The organism is Jannaschia rubra (assembly GCF_001403735.1).
Classification (GTDB): domain Bacteria; phylum Pseudomonadota; class Alphaproteobacteria; order Rhodobacterales; family Rhodobacteraceae; genus Jannaschia; species Jannaschia rubra.
In genome coordinates this window covers 69327-85181 of sequence record NZ_CXPG01000012.1, presented here as the reverse complement: position 1 = coordinate 85181, position 15855 = coordinate 69327, and the positions used below count along the sequence as shown (strand labels likewise).

Genomic DNA, 15855 nt, shown 5'->3' with positions numbered 1-15855 from the left:
GGGTCAGTCGCGCGAGGGCGCGCCCTGGTCGACGGACGACGGCGGCACGGTATAGCCGGTGCGGTCCTCGTTGCGTTCGCGGGGCGGGCGGCCGATGACGTCGCGCAATTCGTCCAGTTCGATGAAGTTGTCGGCCTGGCGGCGCAGGTCGTCGGCGATCATCGGCGGCTGGCTGCGGATGGTCGAGCAGACCGAGACGCGCACGCCCTGACGCTGCAACGCCTCGACGAGCGGGCGATAGTCGCCGTCACCGGTGAACAGCACGATGTGATCGACGTGGGCGGCGGTCTCCATCGCGTGAACCGCGAGGTCGATGTCCATGTTGCCCTTGATCTTGCGGCGGCCCTGACTGTCGGTGAACTCCCTCGCGGGCTTCGTGACCATGGTGAAGCCGTTGTACTGCAGCCAATCCACCAGCGGCCGGATGGGCGAATATTCCTCGGTGTCGAGAAGGGCGGTGTAATAGAACGCACGCAGCAACTTGCCGCGCCGGACGAACTCCTGACGCAGCAGCTTGTAGTCGATGTCAAACGACAGGGCGCGGGCGGCGGCGTAGAGGTTGGCGCCGTCGATAAAGAGCGCAAGACGCTCGTCGCGATAGAACATATGTCAAATTCCCTTGGACCGGCGCGCTCCGCGAGAGGCAGGATCACGGGCGGCTTCTGCTTGGCAAATGACACATATATGGAATTCATCATGGCGCAACAATATCCGGGCCCGCAATGACGCTACACCTCGTCGCGCTGGGCGCGAATTCGGGCGTGTCCTTCGCGGCGAATGCCCGTCGGCTGACGCGCGCCTGTGCCGAGTTGCCGGGACGCGTCGTGCGGAGGTCGCGGATCTGGCGCACGCCGGCCTGGCCACCCGGCGCGGGACCGGATTTCGCCAACGCGGCCGTGGTCTTGTGGTGCCCGATGGCGCCGAGCGCATTGCTGGAGGCGCTGCACGGGATCGAGGCGCGGGCGGGGCGCGTGCGACGGGCACGGTGGGGCGCACGGGTGCTGGACCTCGACCTGCTGGCGTCGGGGGGGCTGGTCCGGCCCGACGTGGCATTGGTGCGGAACTGGATGGATCTGGCGCCGGCAGCGCAGGCGCGCATCGCGCCGGAGGGATTGGTCCTTCCGCACCCGAGGATGCAGGACCGGGCCTTCGTCCTGCTGCCGCTGGTCGAGGTCGCGCCGGACTGGCGGCATCCGCTGACCGGGCGGACGGTCCGGGCGATGGCGCGGGCCCTGCCGGTCGCGGCGCGCAGGGGCTGCGTTCCCGTTCGGGGCAAACACGGGGTTGTCAATGGAAAAACGCGCGCGTAGATACGCCTCTCCGACCCCTGACAGAGGTGCGACTCATGGCCCGCGTGACAGTCGAAGATTGCGTCGACAAGGTTCCCAACCGGTTCGAGCTGGTGATGCTCGCCGCGCACCGCGCGCGTGAGATCGCGACCGGCAGCCCGGTGACCGTCGACCGCGACAACGACAAGAACCCCGTCGTCGCCCTGCGCGAGATCGCGGAGGAGACGCAGTCGGCCGAGGCCCTGCGCGAACGCCTGATCGAGTCGAACCAGACCCAGATCGAGGTGGACGAGCCGGAGGAGGACTCGATGGCCCTGCTTATGGGCGTCGAGAAGGACATGCCGACGCAGGACGACATGTCGGAGGAAAAACTGCTGCGTGCGCTGATGGAGGCGCAAGGCCAGCCCTGATCCGAGGAAAGGCGCGCCCGACATGATCGAGGTCGAGGACCTGATCGCGCTGGTGCGCGCCTACAATCCCCGAACAGACGCCGACCTGATCCGCGACGCCTATGCCTACGGTGCCGAGATGCACGAGGGGCAGGTGCGCCGGTCGGGCGAATCGTATTTCAGTCATCCGGTCGAGGTCGCCGGCCTGCTGACCGAGCAGCGGCTGGACGATGCGACCATCGTGACCGCGCTGCTGCACGACACGATCGAGGACACGCGGTCCACCTATGCCGAGATCGAGCGCCGCTTCGGCCATGAGATCGCCGAGATGGTGGACGGCGTCACCAAGCTGACCAACCTGGAACTCACCTCCTCCGAGACGAAGCAGGCCGAGAACTTCCGCAAGCTGTTCATGGCGATGTCCAAGGACCTGCGGGTCATCCTGGTCAAGCTGACGGACCGGCTGCACAACATGCGGACCATCCGCCACATGGTGCCGCACAAGCAGGCGCAGAAGGCGCATGAGACGATGGAGATCTATGCGCCGCTGGCCGGGCGCATGGGGATGCAGTGGATGCGGGAGGAGCTGGAGGACCTGGCCTTCGCGGTGCTGAACCCCGAGGCGCGCAACTCCATCCTGCGCCGCTTCGTCACGCTGCAACGCGAGTCGGGCGACGTCATCCGGCGCATCACCGACGATATCGAGATCGAGCTGGAGAAGGCCGGGATCGAGGCGAGCGTCGTGGGCCGCGCCAAGCGCCCCTTCAGCATCTGGCGCAAGATGGAGGAGAAGGAGATCGGGTTCTCCCGCCTGTCAGACATCTACGGGTTCCGCATCATCGTCGAGACGGAGGCCGACTGCTATCGCGCGCTGGGGGTGATCCACCAGCGCTGGCGGTCGGTGCCGGGGCGGTTCAAGGACTACATCAGCCAGCCCAAGTCGAACGGATACCGGTCGATCCACACCACGGTGTCGGGGCGCGACGGAAAGCGCGTCGAGGTGCAGATCCGCACGCGCGAGATGCATGAGGTCGCGGAGCGTGGCGTCGCCGCGCATTGGTCGTATCGCGACGGGGTGCGGGCCGAGAACCGCTTTGCCGTCGACCCGGCGGAATGGCTGCGGTCGATGACCGAACGCTTCGACGAGGCCGCGGACCACGCCGAATTCCTGGAGGCGGTGAAGCTCGAGATGTACACCGACCAGGTGTTCTGCTTCACGCCCAAGGGCGACGTGATCAAGCTGCCCAAGGGGGCGACGCCCATCGATTTCGCCTATGCCATCCACACCCGGATCGGGCACCGGACCGTGGCCGCCAAGGTCGACGGGATGCGCGTGCCGCTGTGGACGCGGCTGCGGAACGGGCAGTCGGTCGATATCGTCACCGCCGAGGCGCAGACGCCGCAGGCGAGCTGGATCGACATCGCCACCACGGGACGCGCCAAGTCCGCCATCCGCCGCGCGCTGAAGGCGGAACGGCGGCTGGGCCATGGGCGTCTGGGGCGGGAACTGGCGCGCGCGGCCTTCGCGCAGATGGGCAAGCGGGCGACCGACAAGGCGCTGGAGACGGCGGCCAAGGCCCTTGGCTACGAGACGGACGAGGATCTGCTGGCGGCCATCGGCGCGTCGGAGATCAGCGCGCGGGTGGTAGTTGCCACGCTCTATCCCGAAATCGCGCAGGCACCGCCCGCGCCCGACGTGTCGCCCGAGCGGGCCATCGTGGGGCTGGACCCCAAGGCGCACTACGACCGCGCGCCCTGTTGCCAGCCGGTGCCGGGCGAGCGGATCCTGGGCATCACCAACCGCGGCCACGGGGTCGTCGTCCACGCCATCGATTGCCCCCGCCTGGCCGAATTCGAGGACCAGACCGACCGCTGGATCGACCTGCGCTGGACGCCGGGCCATCACGCGGCCCGCAACGCGGTGACGCTGGACCTGACGATCTCGAACGCGCCGGGGGTGCTGGGGCGCATCTGCACCCTGATCGCGGAGCAGAACGCCAATATCTCGGACCTGCGGTTCATCGACCGCAAGCCCGACTTCTTCCGCGTGCTGATCGACGTGGACGTTCGCGACAGCGATCACCTGCACGGGCTGGTCATGACGGTCGATGCCGACGACGACGTCGCGCAGATCCTGCGTCACCGCGACGGCGGGGAGGGCCACGCGCCGCCCGTGGCGCGCACGGCCTGACCGGGAAGGGGCGCGATGTTCAAGCGGCGCGACAGGTTGCCCTTCTGGCAGATGGCCTATCAGGCGGTCTGGCCCAAGGGCGGCTGGGGCCGCGCCGCCGTCTATGTCAAGCACCGGCTGCGGCGCCTGCCCGACACCCCCCGCAAGATCAGTCGCGGCATCCTGGCGGGCGTGTTCACGACCTTCACACCCTTCTACGGGCTGCATTTCTTCGTCGCCGCCGGGCTCGCCTTCGTGCTGCGCGGCAATGTGATGGCGGCGCTGCTGGGCACGTTCTTCGGCAATCCGCTGACTTATGTGCCCATCGCGGTCGTGTCGCTGAACCTCGGCCACTGGATGCTGGGTACCGAAATGCGCGGCGCGGTGGACGAGAACATCTTCGGCAAGTTCCTGCGGGCGGGCAAGGACCTGTTCTGGAACAGCTGGAACAGCCTTTCGGGTGCGCCCGTTGACTGGACGGCGACGGCGATCTTCTGGAACGACGTGTTCCTGCCGTGGCTCGTCGGCGGCATCTTTCCCGGCATCGTCACGGGCATGGCGGCCTATACGCTCTGCCTGCCGCTGATCGAGGCGTATCAGAAGCGGCGGCGCAGGGTACTGAAGAAGAAGCTGGACGACATCCGGCGCAAGGCCGCAGAACGGGCGGCGGAGACGAGGGCGAAGGAGCAGGGACATGGACAGGCTTAGGCTGGGCATCAACATCGACCACGTCGCCACGATCCGCAACGCGCGGGGCGGCGACAACCCCGACCCCGTCCGCGCCGCCCGGATGGCCGAGGCGACGGGCGCCGACGGCATCACCGCCCACCTGCGCGAGGATCGCCGCCATATCCGCGACGCGGACATGGCCGCCATCCGCAAGGCAGTGGCCATCCCGCTGAACTTCGAGATGGCCGCGACGACCGAGATGGCGCGCATCGCCACCGAGGTCCGGCCCCATGCCGTCTGCCTGGTGCCCGAGCGGCGCGAGGAGCGGACGACCGAGGGCGGGCTGGACGTGGCGGGCGACGCGGTGCGGCTGGCCGACTACATCGCGCCGCTGGCTCGGATGGGCGCGCGCGTGTCGCTGTTCGTGGCGCCCGATCCGCTGCAGGTCGAGGCGGCGGCGACGGTGGGCGCGGCGGTGGTCGAGTTGCACACCGGGCGATATTGCGACGCGGTGGCCGAGGGGCGGGGCGCCGTCGCCGAGGAGGAGCTGTCGCGCCTGAAGGTCGCGGCGGCGCTGGCCGACGGACTGGGGCTGGAGGTGCATCTGGGCCACGGCATCACCTACGACAGCGTGGGGCCGCTGGCCGCCATCCCGCAGGCGGTCGAGCTGAACATCGGGCATTTCCTGATCGGCGAGGCGGTGTTCCGCGGCCTGCCCGACGCCATGGCCGAGATGCGGCGGCTGATGGACGCGGCGCGGGGCCTTGCATGAGTGGCGGGCCCGCGGCGTGATCCTGGGGATCGGCACGGACCTGGCCAACATCGAGCGGGTGCAGGGCGTTCTCGACCGGTTCGGCGACCGCTTCCGCAACCGCGTCTTCACCGAGCGCGAGCAGCGCAGGGCCGCGAGCCGACAGGGCGAGGCCGCGACCTATGCCAAGCGGTGGGCGGCCAAGGAAGCCTGTTCCAAGGCGTTGGGCACCGGGCTTCGCATGGGGATCGCCTGGAAGGACATGGCGGTAGCCAACCTGCACACCGGCCAGCCCGTGATGACCGTCACCGGCTGGGCCGAGGAGCGGCTGGCACGGATGACGCCCGAGGGCCACGAGGCCATCATCCACGTGTCGCTGACCGACGATCACCCCTGGGCCCATGCCTATGTCGTGATCGAGGCGCGGCCCTTCGCCTGACCTGCCCACCCGCCGGTTGACAGCCGCCGGGGCAGGGGGCAGGGGAACCCACATCTAGCGAGGACGGATAGCATGGCGTCGAAGGCCGAAAAGAAGGACGGGTTGTTCGAGACGGTGAAGACCGTCTTCTGGGCGCTGCTCATCGCGGGCATCTTCCGCACGCTGTTCTTCCAGCCGTTCTGGATTCCGTCGGGGTCGATGAAGGACACGCTGCTGATCGGCGATTTCCTGTTCGTCAACAAGATGGCCTATGGCTATTCGCGCCATTCCTGCCCGTTCTCCCTGTGCCCGATCTCGGGTCGCATCTTCGGCTCGCAGCCCGAGCGTGGCGACGTGATCGTGTTCCGCCACCCCGTCAACGGCACCGACTTCATCAAGCGCCTGGTCGGCCTGCCGGGCGACACGGTGCAGATGAAGGACGGGGTCGTCCACATCAACGGGGTGGCCGCCAAGGTCGAGCCGATCGAGGATTTCGTCGAGGTGAACGAACCGCAGGGCCCGCAGCGCCTGACGCCGCGCTGCGCCAACGATGCGGGGACCGTGGGTCTGGGCGGACGCTGCGTGAAGGAGCGGTTCGAGGAGACGTTGCCCGGCACCGACGAGCCCCACCACATCCTGAACATCGAGACGACGAGCGTGGATGACACGCCGGCCTTCACCGTGCCCGAGGGGCAGTATTTCTTCATGGGTGACAACCGCGACAATTCCCGCGACAGCCGCTTTCCGCGCTCCATCGGCGGCGTGGGCTTCGTACCCTTCGAGAACCTGATCGGCCGCGCGGACCGGGTGGTCTTCTCCTCCGCCGGGAGCCGGATGCTGTATTTCTGGACCTGGCGGATGGACCGTTTCTTCGAGAAGATCGTGTGAAGCTGTCGCGTGACCTGGCCGAGTTCGAGCACCGGATCGGGCACCGTTTCGCCCGGCCCGACCTTCTGGTGCGGGCGATGACGCACAGCTCGATCTCGTCGGACACGCGGCCCGACAACCAGCGGCTGGAGTTCCTGGGCGACCGTGTGTTGGGGCTGGTGATCGCGCAGGTCCTGATGGAGGGCGACCGCGCCGCCGTCGAGGGGCAGCTTGCGCCGCGCTACAATGCCCTGGTCCGCAAGGAGACCTGCGCCGACGTGGCCCGCGCCGTCGACATCGGGTCGGTGCTGAAGCTCGGCAAGTCGGAGCAGGTGACGGGCGGGCGGCGCAAGATGGCGCTGCTGGGCGACGCGATGGAGGCCTTGATCGCCGCCGTCTATCTGGACGCAGGGCTGGAGGCCGCGCGTGAGATGATCCTGCGGCTTTGGGGCGACCGCATCCGTACGGTCGAGGCCGATGCCCGCGACCCGAAGACGACGTTGCAGGAATGGGCACAGGCGCGGGGAATGCAGCCGCCGGTCTATGAGGTGACGGGGCGGACGGGGCCGGACCATGCGCCGATGTTCGTCATCACCGCGCGGCTGGAGGACGGCCGGACCGCGGGTGGCGAGGCTACGTCGAAGCGTGCGGCGGAACAGGCGGCGGCGCGGGCCCTGCTGACGGAGGTAGGCGATGGCTGACGAAGTGACACGCGCGGGGTTCGTCGCCCTGATCGGAGAGCCGAACGCGGGCAAATCGACGCTGCTCAACCGGATGGTGGGGGCGAAGGTGTCGATCGTGACGCACAAGGTTCAGACGACGCGGGCGCGCATTCGGGGCGTGGCGATGGAAGGCGCGTCGCAACTGGTCTTCGTCGATACGCCGGGTCTGTTCCGGCCGAAGCGGCGGCTGGACCGGGCGATGGTGGCCGCCGCCTGGACCGGAGCGGCGGATGCGGATGTCGTCGTCCTGCTGATCGAGGCGCACCGGGGGTTGTCCGAGGGGGTCGAGGCCATCCTGAGCGCGCTGGAGGACCGGCGGGTGGAGGGGCAGCCCGTGCTCTTGGCCATCAACAAGATCGACCGGGTGCGGGCCGAGGTGCTGCTGAAGTTGACCGAGAAGATGAACGCGCGGTTCCCCTTCGATGCGACCTTCCTGATTTCGGCGGAGCGGGGGCACGGCGTCGACGACCTGCGCGCCGATCTGGCCGCACGGGTGCCGGAGGGGCCTTGGCTATACCCCGAGGACCAGATCGCGGACCTGCCATTGCGCCAGATCGCGGCCGAGATCACGCGCGAGAAGCTGACCCTGCGGCTGCATCAGGAGCTGCCCTATCAGATGACGGTCGAGACCGAGAAATGGGAGGATCGCGCTGACGGCTCGGTCCGCATCGACCAGGTGATCTATGTCATCCGCGACGGACACAAGGGCATCGTGCTGGGCCGCAAGGGCGAGACGGCGAAGGCCGTGGGGCAGGCCGCCCGGCAGGAGATGGAGGCCTTCCTCGGGCACCGCGTCCATCTGTTCCTGCGCGTCGTGGTCCGCCCCGACTGGCTGGAGGAGGCGGAGCGGTTCGATGCCATGGGGCTCGACTTCAAGGATGGCGGTTCTTGAGCAGGCTGACGGCGTCCTTCTGGGTCTCGGCCTATCGCAAGCGGCTGGAGTTGCATGACATTCCCTGCTTCGTGGTGCGCCACGGCGACGACACGGGGGGCGCGGTTCTGGTCAAGCTCAACACGCTCGACGGGCAGGCGCGGGTGTTCCAGCGCAGCTTCGATCTGATGACCGGAGAGCGCGCCTGGGTCGTGCTGACCGAAGGGGCGGAGGCCGAGTGCGACGCGGCCATCGTCCGGCAACGGGGCTTCGATCCCGACCTCTGGGTGCTGGAGGTCGAGGACAGGCAGGGGCGGCATCTGCTGGATCAGGAGGGGCTGGCCTGATGGAATGGCGCGACGAAGGCATCGTCCTCGCCGCGCGGCCGCATGGCGAAACCTCGGTCATCCTGGAATTGTTCACCCGCGAGCACGGGCGCCACCTGGGCATCGTCCATGGCGGCACGTCCCGGCGCAAGGCGCCGATGCTGCAGCCCGGAAACCAGCTCGACGCCGCTTGGCGCGCACGGCTGGAGAGCCACATGGGCGGCTGGTCGGTGGAGTTGAAACGCTCCCGCGCGGCGGCGGTCCTGTCGGACGCACTGCGGTTGTCCGCGCTCACCTCGGTCTGCGCGCTCTGCTCCTTCGTCCTGCCGGAGCGGGAGACGATGGGGGCGTTCCAGGCGCGGACCGAGACGCTGTGCGACGCCATCGTGGACGGTGAGGGATGGCTTACCGACTACGTCGGCTGGGAGGTGGAACTGCTGGCCATCGCGGGCTTCCGGCTGGACCTGTCGGCCTGCGCGGTGTCGGGTGGGGCGAACGATTTGGCCTTCGTCAGCCCACGTACGGGCCGCGCGGTCAGCCGGTCGGGCGCAGGCGACTGGGCCGCACGCCTTCTGCCGCTGCCGGAGATGCTGGTCGGGGGGGCGCCGTCGATTGCCGGCGTGGTGGCGGCGCTGGAGCTGACCGGGTTCTTCCTGAAGCAGAAGGTCGCGCCGTCCTTCGGCGACAGGCCCGTGCCGCCGGCGCGGGAACGGCTGTTGGCGGCGCTGCGGGCGGAGGTCTAGCGCGGGGCGCGCGGTTCGGCGCGGAACACCATCGCATGCCCCTCGTCGGTGCCGAGGATCAGCACATCGCCCACCACTTCGGCGAGGGTCATGGCGCGGAGGGCGTCGAGGAAACGGATTTCCTGCGCGAGGTCGGGACAGGCCATGCGCGTCGACGCGATGTCGCGGATTTCGATCCAGGGCAGCGGGACGCCCTGCGCGGCCGTGAAGGTGTTGCAGGGCGCCTGACCCGCGACCTTGCCCCGCGCGGGAAACGTCAGGGTGGCGCGCGCATCGAAAGGCGCGCCGTCGAGTTCGGTCAGGCGCCAGACGGTTGCCGGGTCGGCATAGCCCGATATGGTCTCGTCGCCCCGACAGGCTGCGAGCAGCGACAGGAGGAGAAGCGCGCGTTTCATGGCACGCTTCTGCCCCGTCCCGGCGCCGGGCGGAAGGGGTCAGCCGAGCAGGCGGCGGGCGATGACCTGGGCCTGGATCTCGGCCGCGCCCTCGAAGATGTTCAGGATGCGAGCGTCGCAGAGAAGGCGGCTGATCGGGTATTCCAGCGCGAAGCCGTTGCCGCCGTGGATCTGCAGCCCGTTGTCGGCGGCGGCCCAGGCAGTGCGGGCGCCGAGGAGCTTGGCCATCCCGGCCTCCAGGTCGCACCGGCGGCCGTCGTCCTTTTCGGCGGCCGAGAAATAGGTGAGCTGCCGCGTCACCATGATCTCTACCGCCATCATGGCGAGCTTGTCGGAGACGCGGGGGAAGGCGATCAGCGGCTTGCCGAACTGCTGCCGCGTCTCGGCATAGGCCAGCGCGGCGTCGAGCGCGGCCTGCGCCACGCCGATGGCGCGGGCGGCGGTCTGGATGCGGGCCGACTCGAAGGTCTGCATCAACTGCTTGAAGCCCTGACCCGTCACGCCGCCCAGAAGGTTCTCGCCCGCGACGTGGAAACCGTCGAAGGCGAGTTCGTATTCCTTCATGCCGCGGTAGCCCAGCACCTCGATCTCGCCCCCGGTCATGCCGTCGGTCGGGAAGGGGTCAGCGTCCGTGCCCGGCGTCTTTTCGGCAAGGAACATCGACAGGCCGGCGTAGTTCGACGTGTCAGGATCGGTCCGGGCGAGCAGCGTCATCATATGCGTCCGCGCGGCATGGGTGATCCAGGTCTTGTTGCCGGTCACGCGCCAATCGTCGCCGTCGGGCAGCGCCCGCGTGCGGAGCGAGCCGAGGTCGGAGCCCGTGTTGGGTTCGGTGAAGACGGCGGTGGGCAGCGTTTCGCCCGAGGCGAGGCGGGGCAGCCATTTCGCCTTCTGCTCGTCGGTGCCGCCGCCCAGGATCAATTCGGCCGCGATTTCGGACCGTGTGCCGAGGGAGCCCACGCCGATATAGCCGCGCGACAGTTCTTCGGAGACGACGCACATGGCCGCCTTTGGCAGCCCGAGGCCGCCGTATTCCTCCGGGATGGTCAGGCCGAAGACGCCCAGTTCGGCCATCTCGTCGATGACCGCCATCGGGATCAACTCGTCGCGCAGGTGCCAGCCGTGGGCGTGGGGCGCGACCTTGTCGTCGGACCAGCGGCGGAACTGGTCGCGGATCATTTCGAGTTCATCGTCGAGGCCGGTGGCGCCGAAGGTGGCATTGGCCGTCCGGTCGCGCATCAGCTCGACCAGCCGCGCGCGGGCCTCGGGGGTGTTGCCCCGATCGCAGAGCGTCATCACGGCAGGCGCCATCAGATCGCGCTGGTCGTCCTGCGTCAGGCCCATGTCCTGGGGGCGCAGGATTTCGCCCTGCGACATCGGCAGGCCGCCGTAGACCTGCCAGAGGTATTCGCCGAAGGCGATCTGGTGGATCAGCGCCTCGATCTCGCCGAAGGTGCCGGCATCCGTCAGGCGTTCGGCCCAGGCCTGCATCTGGCGCAGGGCCTGCGCATAGGTGGCCAGCCAGGCGAGCCCGTGGGTCGCGGCCTGTTCCCGCTCCATCAGGTCGGGATCGAGGCGGCCGTTCGCGGTCACGCGGGACGCGACGGAGGCCCTTGCCCGGTCGAGAAACGCGTCGAGCGTGCTCGAGGCTTGCGCCGTCAGGTCCAGAAGGTCGGGCAGGAGGAGAGCCTCGGCGCCGCGGTCGTCGGGCATGGTCTGGCCGTCATGGGGCATGGGGGCTCCTGTCCGTTCATTTTGCAGTTGCAGCGAAACTTAATTCCGCAGGAGGGGGTGTTCAAGCCAATATTATGACTTTTGCTCAGGGCTAGCGGCTGCCGTCGACGAAGCCTATCCAGTTGCGATGGAAAGCCTGACCCCAACTGCCTGGGCCCTTGCACTGGGCATCTCGCTGTTCGCGGGGGTGGTCAAGGGCGCCATCGGGTTCGCGCTGCCGCTCATCATGATATCGGGGCTGTCGAGCTTTCTCGACCCCCGGCTGGCGCTGGCCGGTATCCTTGTCTCGGTGCTGGTGTCGAACGGGGTGCAGGTGTTCCGGCAGGGGCGGATCGCGGCCATCCAGGCCGCTCGGCTGCATTGGCGGTACCTGGCGATCGTGATGGCGTCGATCTTCCTCACCGCGCAACTGGTCACCACGATCCCGCGCGATGCCTTCTATCTGATCCTCGGCGTGCCGGTGGTGGGCCTGTCGCTTCTGCAACTGAGCGGCTTTCGCCTGCATGTCCCGCCGTCCCGCCGGTCCGCAGCGGAATGGGGGATCGGCCTTGTTTCGGGCGCCCTCGGCGGTCTGGCCGGGACCTGGGGCCCGACGACGGTGCTGTATCTCATGGCGATCGACACGCCGAAATCGCGGCAGATGGTGGTACAGGGGGTGATCTATGGCGCCGGGTCCATCGTCCTTTTCCTCGCGCATCTGCGGTCGGGCATCCTGAACCAGGAGACGGTCTGGTTTTCGGCGGGGTTGTTGCCGGCGGCGCTGGCCGGCATGGTCATCGGTTTCCGGCTTCAGGACAGGATGGACGCGGCGGTGTTCCGTCGGGCCACGCTGATCGTTTTGGTGGTGGCCGGGGTGAACCTGATCCGCAAGGGGCTCATGGGTTAGCTCAGGAACTGGAAGCAGACCTGCTCGATGCGGCCGCGTCCGTCGGCCTCGGTCACCTCGAAAGGCACCTCGACCAGGGGCACGCCGTCCAGTTCGATGGCGAACGTCCAGGGTCCGGGGACCTTCTCGTAGTCTTCTTCGAAGGTGAAAAGGTTGAGGCTCTGGGTGCCCGGCTCGATCACGTCGGTCCATTCTTCCCGTTCCACGCCGCGCGGCCCCATGGGGGGATGGGTCACGACCACGGTCACGGTCTGGGTGGGCGTGCCGGGCTTCAGCGCCGTGCGGAAGCCGAAGCTCAGGTCGTCCATCGTGGGGACGATCCGGTCGGGCAGGTCGAAGATCAGCCCCTCCTCGATCCGGCGGATGTGACCCGCTTCCGTCCCGGGCGCGGGAACCAGTTCGCCGCGGGATTCGCGCGGGCAGACGATCCCCGCGCCGACCAGCCGGACCTGGGCCGCCGCCGGAACGGGCGACAGCAGAAGGAGCGACAGAAAGGCGCGGCTCAGGATCATGGAGTTCCTTCAGCTTTGCAGAAGATGGCCGCAGATGTCGGCAAGGCGCGGATCTGGCGCATCGGTGACCTCGAAATCCACTGACAGCAGGGTGGCGCCCCCCGCCTCAACCGCAAGGGTCCACGCACCGGGAACCATCTCATAGCCGAAGTCGAAACGATAGACGCGCAGGTTCGACACATTCGGTAGAAGCGTCACCTCGTGAACCTGTTCCGTCATGCCGTCGGCGCCCATCGGCGGGTGGCGCGTGACCATGCGCACGTCGAGCGGCCCGTCGCCCTTGAGTTCGGTCCGGATGCCGAAGGCGACGCCCGACACCGCGGGCACGACGCGGCCCGGCATGTCGAAGCCCATGTCGTCGATTCTGCGGATGAAGCCGGCGAGGGTGCCGGGGGCCGCGATGAGTTGGCCTTCCTCGGCGGCCGGGCAGACGATGCCCGCCTCGACCAGCCGGACCTGCGCGGCCACGGGGGTCGCGCAGGCGAGCAGGGCGAGAAACCCCGCGAATGTCAGCCGATGGCGCAAGCCTTCACGTCCTCGTCGATGTGATCGACGTACCTCTGGAAGTTGTCGGCGAACATGTCCACCAGGCGGCGCGCCTGGGCGTCGTATGCGTCCTTGTCCGCCCAGGTGCGGCGCGGATCGAGGAGGAGGTCGGCCACCCCTTCGCAATGGACAGGAACGTCGAAGCCGAAGTTCGGATCGCGGCGGAACTCGCCCCGCGACAGCGACCCGCCGAGGGCCGCCGACAGCAGGTTGCGCGTCGCCTTGATCGGCATGCGGCTGCCGGTCCCGTGGGCGCCGCCGGTCCAGCCGGTGTTGACGAGCCAGCAGTCGGACCCGTGCCGCGCGATCTTGTCGCGCAGGAGGTTGCCGTAGACCTCCGGCCGGCGGGGCATGAAGGGCGCGCCGAAGCAGGTCGAGAAGGTGGGTTCGGGCTCGGTCACGCCGCGCTCGGTGCCGGCCACCTTGGAGGTGAAGCCCGACAGGAAGTGATACATCGCCTGCGCCGGCGTCAGCCGTGCGATGGGCGGCAGCACCCCGAAGGCGTCGCAGGTCAGCATCACCACGTTCTTCGGATGCCCGCCAAGCGCGGAGGGACTGGCGTTCGAGATGTACTCGAGCGGATAGGCCGCGCGCATGTTGGCCGTGATGCTGTCGTCGGTGAAGTCGAGTTCCAGCGTGTCGGGGTCGAAGACCATGTTCTCGATCACCGTGGCGAAGCGGGTGGTGGTCGCGTGGATCTCGGGCTCGGCCTCGGCCGAGAGGTTGATGGTCTTTGCGTAGCAGCCGCCCTCGAAGTTGAAGATGCCCCGGTCCGACCAGCCGTGTTCGTCGTCGCCGATCAGCGTGCGGTCCGGCGAGGCCGAGAGCGTGGTCTTGCCCGTGCCCGACAGGCCGAAGAACACTGCCGCGTCGGTGGGCCGGCCGAGGGCGTGGTTGGCCGAGCAATGCATCGGCATGACGCCTTTGTCCGGCAGGATGTAGTTGAGGAGGGTGAAGACGGATTTCTTGTTCTCGCCCGCGTATTCGGTGCCGCCGATCAGGATCTCGCCCGCGTCGAGGTTCAGCGCGATGACCACGTCGGAGCGGCAGCCGTGCCGTTGGGGGTCGGCCTTGAAGGTGGGGCAGTTGATGACCGTGTATTCGGGCACGAAATGCGCCAGTTCGTCCGCATCCGGGCGCCGCAGCATGTGGCGGATGAACAGGCTGTGCCAGGCGAGTTCGGTGACGACCCGCACGTCCAGCCGGTGCGCCGGGTCGGCGCCGCCGAACAGGTCCTGCACGAAATAGTCGCGCCCCTTCATGTGCGCCAGCATGTCGGAGCGGAGCCGGCCGTAGGCCTCCGGCGTCATGGGGGCGTTGTTGTCCCACCAGATCGTGTGTTCGGTCGCGGCGGACCGGACAACGTGCTTGTCCTTGGGCGACCGGCCGGTGAATTTGCCCGTCGTCACCAGAAGCGCGCCGCCCTGGCCCAGCGTGCCCTCGCCGCGGGTCAGGGCCTCCTGGATGATCGCCGGTTCCGTCAGGTTGTAGTACACCCGACCCAATCCGGTGATGCCTTGGGCTTCGAGCGTGTGCTCGGGGTTCACGCGATGGGTCATGGGTCTGGCTCCTGTCTGCGGGATCCCGAACGCCGTGCCGGCGTCGTCCCCCGCGCGCAGGCTACCATCCGGTGCCTCCGCGCGGCAGGGGCAGTTAGCGCCACCATGCCGTTCCGCTAGCGCAATCATGTGGCGAAAACGCGACATGGCCTTAACCCTCCCTTAATTGCATGGAGGTCACAGTCGGAGAGGCGAATCACCCGGATCGCGAATTGTGTTGATCTTGGGGCCCTTTCTCGGAGACGTTGTCGAAAAAACGACAGTATAACAGGCAACCACAAGGATATTGACATGTCGCGGATCGCGCTCGTCGACGACGACAGGAACATCCTGACGTCCGTTTCCATGACTTTGGAGGCCGAAGGCTTCGAGGTCGAAATCTACAACGATGGTCAAAGCGCCCTGGACGCCTTTTCAAAGCAGATGCCCGACCTCGGCGTCTTCGACATCAAGATGCCGCGCATGGACGGAATGGACCTGCTGCAGCGCGTCCGCCAGAAGTCGTCGGTTCCGGTGATCTTCCTCACGTCGAAGGACGATGAGATCGACGAGGTGCTGGGTTTGCGGATGGGCGCCGACGACTACGTGCGCAAGCCCTTCAGCCAGCGCCTTCTGGTGGAGCGTATTCGCGCCATCCTGCGGCGGCAGGAGGCCATCGCCTCCGACGAGACGGAAGCCCCCGAGGACACGCAGATCATGCAGCGGGGCGAGCTCTCCATGGACCCGCTGCGCCATGCGGTGAAATGGAAGGGTCGCGACGTCACCCTGACCGTGACCGAGTTCCTGCTGTTGCAGGCGCTTGCGCAACGCCCCGGCTTCGTCAAGTCGCGCGACCAGCTGATGGACGTGGCCTATGACGATCAGGTCTATGTCGACGACCGCACGATCGACAGCCACATCAAGCGTCTGCGCAAGAAGATGCGTTCGGCGGACCCGGACTTTTCGGCAATCGAGACACTCTACGGCATCGGTTACCGCTACAACGAAGAATAGGCCGCGCTGGAATGG

General features: G+C 67.9%; 19 protein-coding genes. 13 read left to right on the top strand and 6 right to left on the bottom strand.

Features of this window, described 5'->3' with window-relative positions:
• Positions 1-3: 3 nt before the first annotated feature.
• Positions 4-606, bottom strand: coding sequence for a LabA-like NYN domain-containing protein (locus JAN5088_RS03500; RefSeq protein ID WP_055681428.1), 603 nt, complete (start codon positions 604-606; stop codon positions 4-6).
• Positions 607-722: 116 nt separating this feature from the next.
• Here JAN5088_RS03500 and folK point away from each other — a divergent pair, with 116 nt between their 5' ends.
• The 11 genes from folK (at position 723) to recO (ending at position 9215) form a co-directional block, all read left to right on the top strand.
• Complete coding sequence (gene folK / locus JAN5088_RS03495; RefSeq protein ID WP_055681427.1) at positions 723-1310, top strand: 2-amino-4-hydroxy-6-hydroxymethyldihydropteridine diphosphokinase; 588 nt, start codon at positions 723-725, stop codon at positions 1308-1310.
• A gap of 35 nt (positions 1311-1345) precedes the next feature.
• A complete protein-coding gene (rpoZ, locus tag JAN5088_RS03490) occupies positions 1346-1699 on the top strand; it encodes a DNA-directed RNA polymerase subunit omega (protein ID WP_055681426.1) in 354 nt (117 codons plus the stop codon).
• Between the two features lie 22 nt (positions 1700-1721).
• The gene (locus JAN5088_RS03485; RefSeq protein ID WP_055681425.1) at positions 1722-3869 is read left to right on the top strand and encodes a RelA/SpoT family protein; all 2148 of its coding nucleotides are present in this window, start codon (positions 1722-1724) and stop codon (positions 3867-3869) included.
• Between the two features lie 15 nt (positions 3870-3884).
• Positions 3885-4556 carry a DUF2062 domain-containing protein gene (locus tag JAN5088_RS03480; RefSeq protein ID WP_055681424.1) on the top strand — a complete coding sequence of 224 codons (672 nt, stop codon included), beginning with the start codon at positions 3885-3887 and terminating at the stop codon, positions 4554-4556.
• Positions 4543-5289: a pyridoxine 5'-phosphate synthase gene (locus JAN5088_RS03475; RefSeq protein WP_055681423.1), complete on the top strand. Its 747-nt coding sequence runs from the start codon at positions 4543-4545 to the stop codon at positions 5287-5289. Before JAN5088_RS03480 ends, JAN5088_RS03475 begins: the two co-directional genes overlap by 14 nt.
• 16 nt (positions 5290-5305) lie before the next feature.
• Entirely contained in the window at positions 5306-5707 is a 402-nt protein-coding gene (gene acpS, locus JAN5088_RS03470) for a holo-ACP synthase (protein ID WP_055681422.1), read from the top strand.
• A 72-nt stretch (positions 5708-5779) separates the two neighbouring features.
• The gene (gene lepB / locus JAN5088_RS03465; RefSeq protein WP_055681421.1) at positions 5780-6574 is read left to right on the top strand and encodes a signal peptidase I; all 795 of its coding nucleotides are present in this window, start codon (positions 5780-5782) and stop codon (positions 6572-6574) included.
• The gene (gene rnc, locus JAN5088_RS03460; RefSeq protein ID WP_055681420.1) at positions 6571-7254 is read left to right on the top strand and encodes a ribonuclease III; all 684 of its coding nucleotides are present in this window, start codon (positions 6571-6573) and stop codon (positions 7252-7254) included. Before lepB ends, rnc begins: the two co-directional genes overlap by 4 nt.
• Positions 7247-8167 carry a GTPase Era gene (era, locus tag JAN5088_RS03455; RefSeq protein WP_055681419.1) on the top strand — a complete coding sequence of 307 codons (921 nt, stop codon included), beginning with the start codon at positions 7247-7249 and terminating at the stop codon, positions 8165-8167. The genes rnc and era overlap by 8 nt, the downstream gene beginning before the upstream one ends.
• Positions 8164-8493, top strand: a complete 330-nt coding sequence (locus tag JAN5088_RS03450; protein ID WP_055681418.1) for a DUF1491 family protein — start codon at positions 8164-8166, stop codon at positions 8491-8493. The genes era and JAN5088_RS03450 overlap by 4 nt, the downstream gene beginning before the upstream one ends.
• Positions 8493-9215, top strand: coding sequence for a DNA repair protein RecO (gene recO, locus JAN5088_RS03445; protein ID WP_055681417.1), 723 nt, complete (start codon positions 8493-8495; stop codon positions 9213-9215). The genes JAN5088_RS03450 and recO overlap by 1 nt, the downstream gene beginning before the upstream one ends.
• On the opposite strand, the gene JAN5088_RS03440 is transcribed toward recO, so the two are convergent.
• Both JAN5088_RS03440 and JAN5088_RS03435 read right to left on the bottom strand, forming a co-directional pair.
• Positions 9212-9610, bottom strand: a complete 399-nt coding sequence (locus tag JAN5088_RS03440; protein WP_055681416.1) for an META domain-containing protein — start codon at positions 9608-9610, stop codon at positions 9212-9214. The two genes, recO and JAN5088_RS03440, sit on opposite strands and share 4 nt — an antisense overlap.
• 39 nt (positions 9611-9649) lie before the next feature.
• Positions 9650-11344, bottom strand: a complete 1695-nt coding sequence (locus JAN5088_RS03435; protein WP_055681415.1) for an acyl-CoA dehydrogenase family protein — start codon at positions 11342-11344, stop codon at positions 9650-9652.
• A gap of 127 nt (positions 11345-11471) precedes the next feature.
• Between JAN5088_RS03435 and JAN5088_RS03430 the strand changes: the two genes are divergently transcribed.
• Entirely contained in the window at positions 11472-12230 is a 759-nt protein-coding gene (locus JAN5088_RS03430; protein WP_055681414.1) for a sulfite exporter TauE/SafE family protein, read from the top strand.
• Here JAN5088_RS03430 and JAN5088_RS03425 read toward each other — a convergent pair.
• From JAN5088_RS03425 to JAN5088_RS03415, 3 genes are read right to left on the bottom strand one after another with little or no spacing between them, the layout of a single operon-like run.
• Complete coding sequence (locus tag JAN5088_RS03425) at positions 12227-12742, bottom strand: DUF3859 domain-containing protein (RefSeq protein ID WP_055681413.1); 516 nt, start codon at positions 12740-12742, stop codon at positions 12227-12229. The two genes, JAN5088_RS03430 and JAN5088_RS03425, sit on opposite strands and share 4 nt — an antisense overlap.
• A gap of 9 nt (positions 12743-12751) precedes the next feature.
• On the bottom strand, positions 12752-13267 hold the full coding sequence (locus JAN5088_RS03420; protein WP_055681412.1) for a DUF3859 domain-containing protein: 516 nt from the start codon (positions 13265-13267) through the stop codon (positions 12752-12754).
• Positions 13252-14847, bottom strand: a complete 1596-nt coding sequence (locus tag JAN5088_RS03415; RefSeq protein ID WP_055681411.1) for a phosphoenolpyruvate carboxykinase — start codon at positions 14845-14847, stop codon at positions 13252-13254. Before JAN5088_RS03415 ends, JAN5088_RS03420 begins: the two co-directional genes overlap by 16 nt.
• Positions 14848-15138: 291 nt before the next feature.
• On the opposite strand from JAN5088_RS03415, the gene JAN5088_RS03410 reads away from it, so the two are divergent.
• Complete coding sequence (locus JAN5088_RS03410; protein ID WP_055681410.1) at positions 15139-15840, top strand: response regulator transcription factor; 702 nt, start codon at positions 15139-15141, stop codon at positions 15838-15840.
• The last annotated feature ends 15 nt before the right edge of the window (positions 15841-15855 follow it).

Bases quoted from the DNA above. Each gene is read 5' to 3' on its own strand.
- JAN5088_RS03430 (WP_055681414.1), top strand. From the start codon at position 11,472: ATGGAAAGCCTGACCCCAACTGCCTGGGCCCTTGCACTGGGCATCTCG.
- JAN5088_RS03500 (WP_055681428.1), bottom strand. From the start codon at position 606: ATGTTCTATCGCGACGAGCGTCTTGCGCTCTTTATCGACGGCGCCAAC.
- rpoZ (WP_055681426.1), top strand. From the start codon at position 1,346: ATGGCCCGCGTGACAGTCGAAGATTGCGTCGACAAGGTTCCCAACCGG.
- JAN5088_RS03425 (WP_055681413.1), bottom strand. From the start codon at position 12,742: ATGATCCTGAGCCGCGCCTTTCTGTCGCTCCTTCTGCTGTCGCCCGTT.
- JAN5088_RS03410 (WP_055681410.1), top strand. From the start codon at position 15,139: ATGTCGCGGATCGCGCTCGTCGACGACGACAGGAACATCCTGACGTCC.
- JAN5088_RS03475 (WP_055681423.1), top strand. From the start codon at position 4,543: ATGGACAGGCTTAGGCTGGGCATCAACATCGACCACGTCGCCACGATC.
- lepB (WP_055681421.1), top strand. From the start codon at position 5,780: ATGGCGTCGAAGGCCGAAAAGAAGGACGGGTTGTTCGAGACGGTGAAG.
- JAN5088_RS03485 (WP_055681425.1), top strand. From the start codon at position 1,722: ATGATCGAGGTCGAGGACCTGATCGCGCTGGTGCGCGCCTACAATCCC.
- JAN5088_RS03435 (WP_055681415.1), bottom strand. From the start codon at position 11,344: ATGCCCCATGACGGCCAGACCATGCCCGACGACCGCGGCGCCGAGGCT.
- folK (WP_055681427.1), top strand. From the start codon at position 723: ATGACGCTACACCTCGTCGCGCTGGGCGCGAATTCGGGCGTGTCCTTC.
- recO (WP_055681417.1), top strand. From the start codon at position 8,493: ATGGAATGGCGCGACGAAGGCATCGTCCTCGCCGCGCGGCCGCATGGC.
- era (WP_055681419.1), top strand. From the start codon at position 7,247: ATGGCTGACGAAGTGACACGCGCGGGGTTCGTCGCCCTGATCGGAGAG.
- JAN5088_RS03415 (WP_055681411.1), bottom strand. From the start codon at position 14,847: ATGACCCATCGCGTGAACCCCGAGCACACGCTCGAAGCCCAAGGCATC.
- JAN5088_RS03480 (WP_055681424.1), top strand. From the start codon at position 3,885: ATGTTCAAGCGGCGCGACAGGTTGCCCTTCTGGCAGATGGCCTATCAG.
- JAN5088_RS03440 (WP_055681416.1), bottom strand. From the start codon at position 9,610: ATGAAACGCGCGCTTCTCCTCCTGTCGCTGCTCGCAGCCTGTCGGGGC.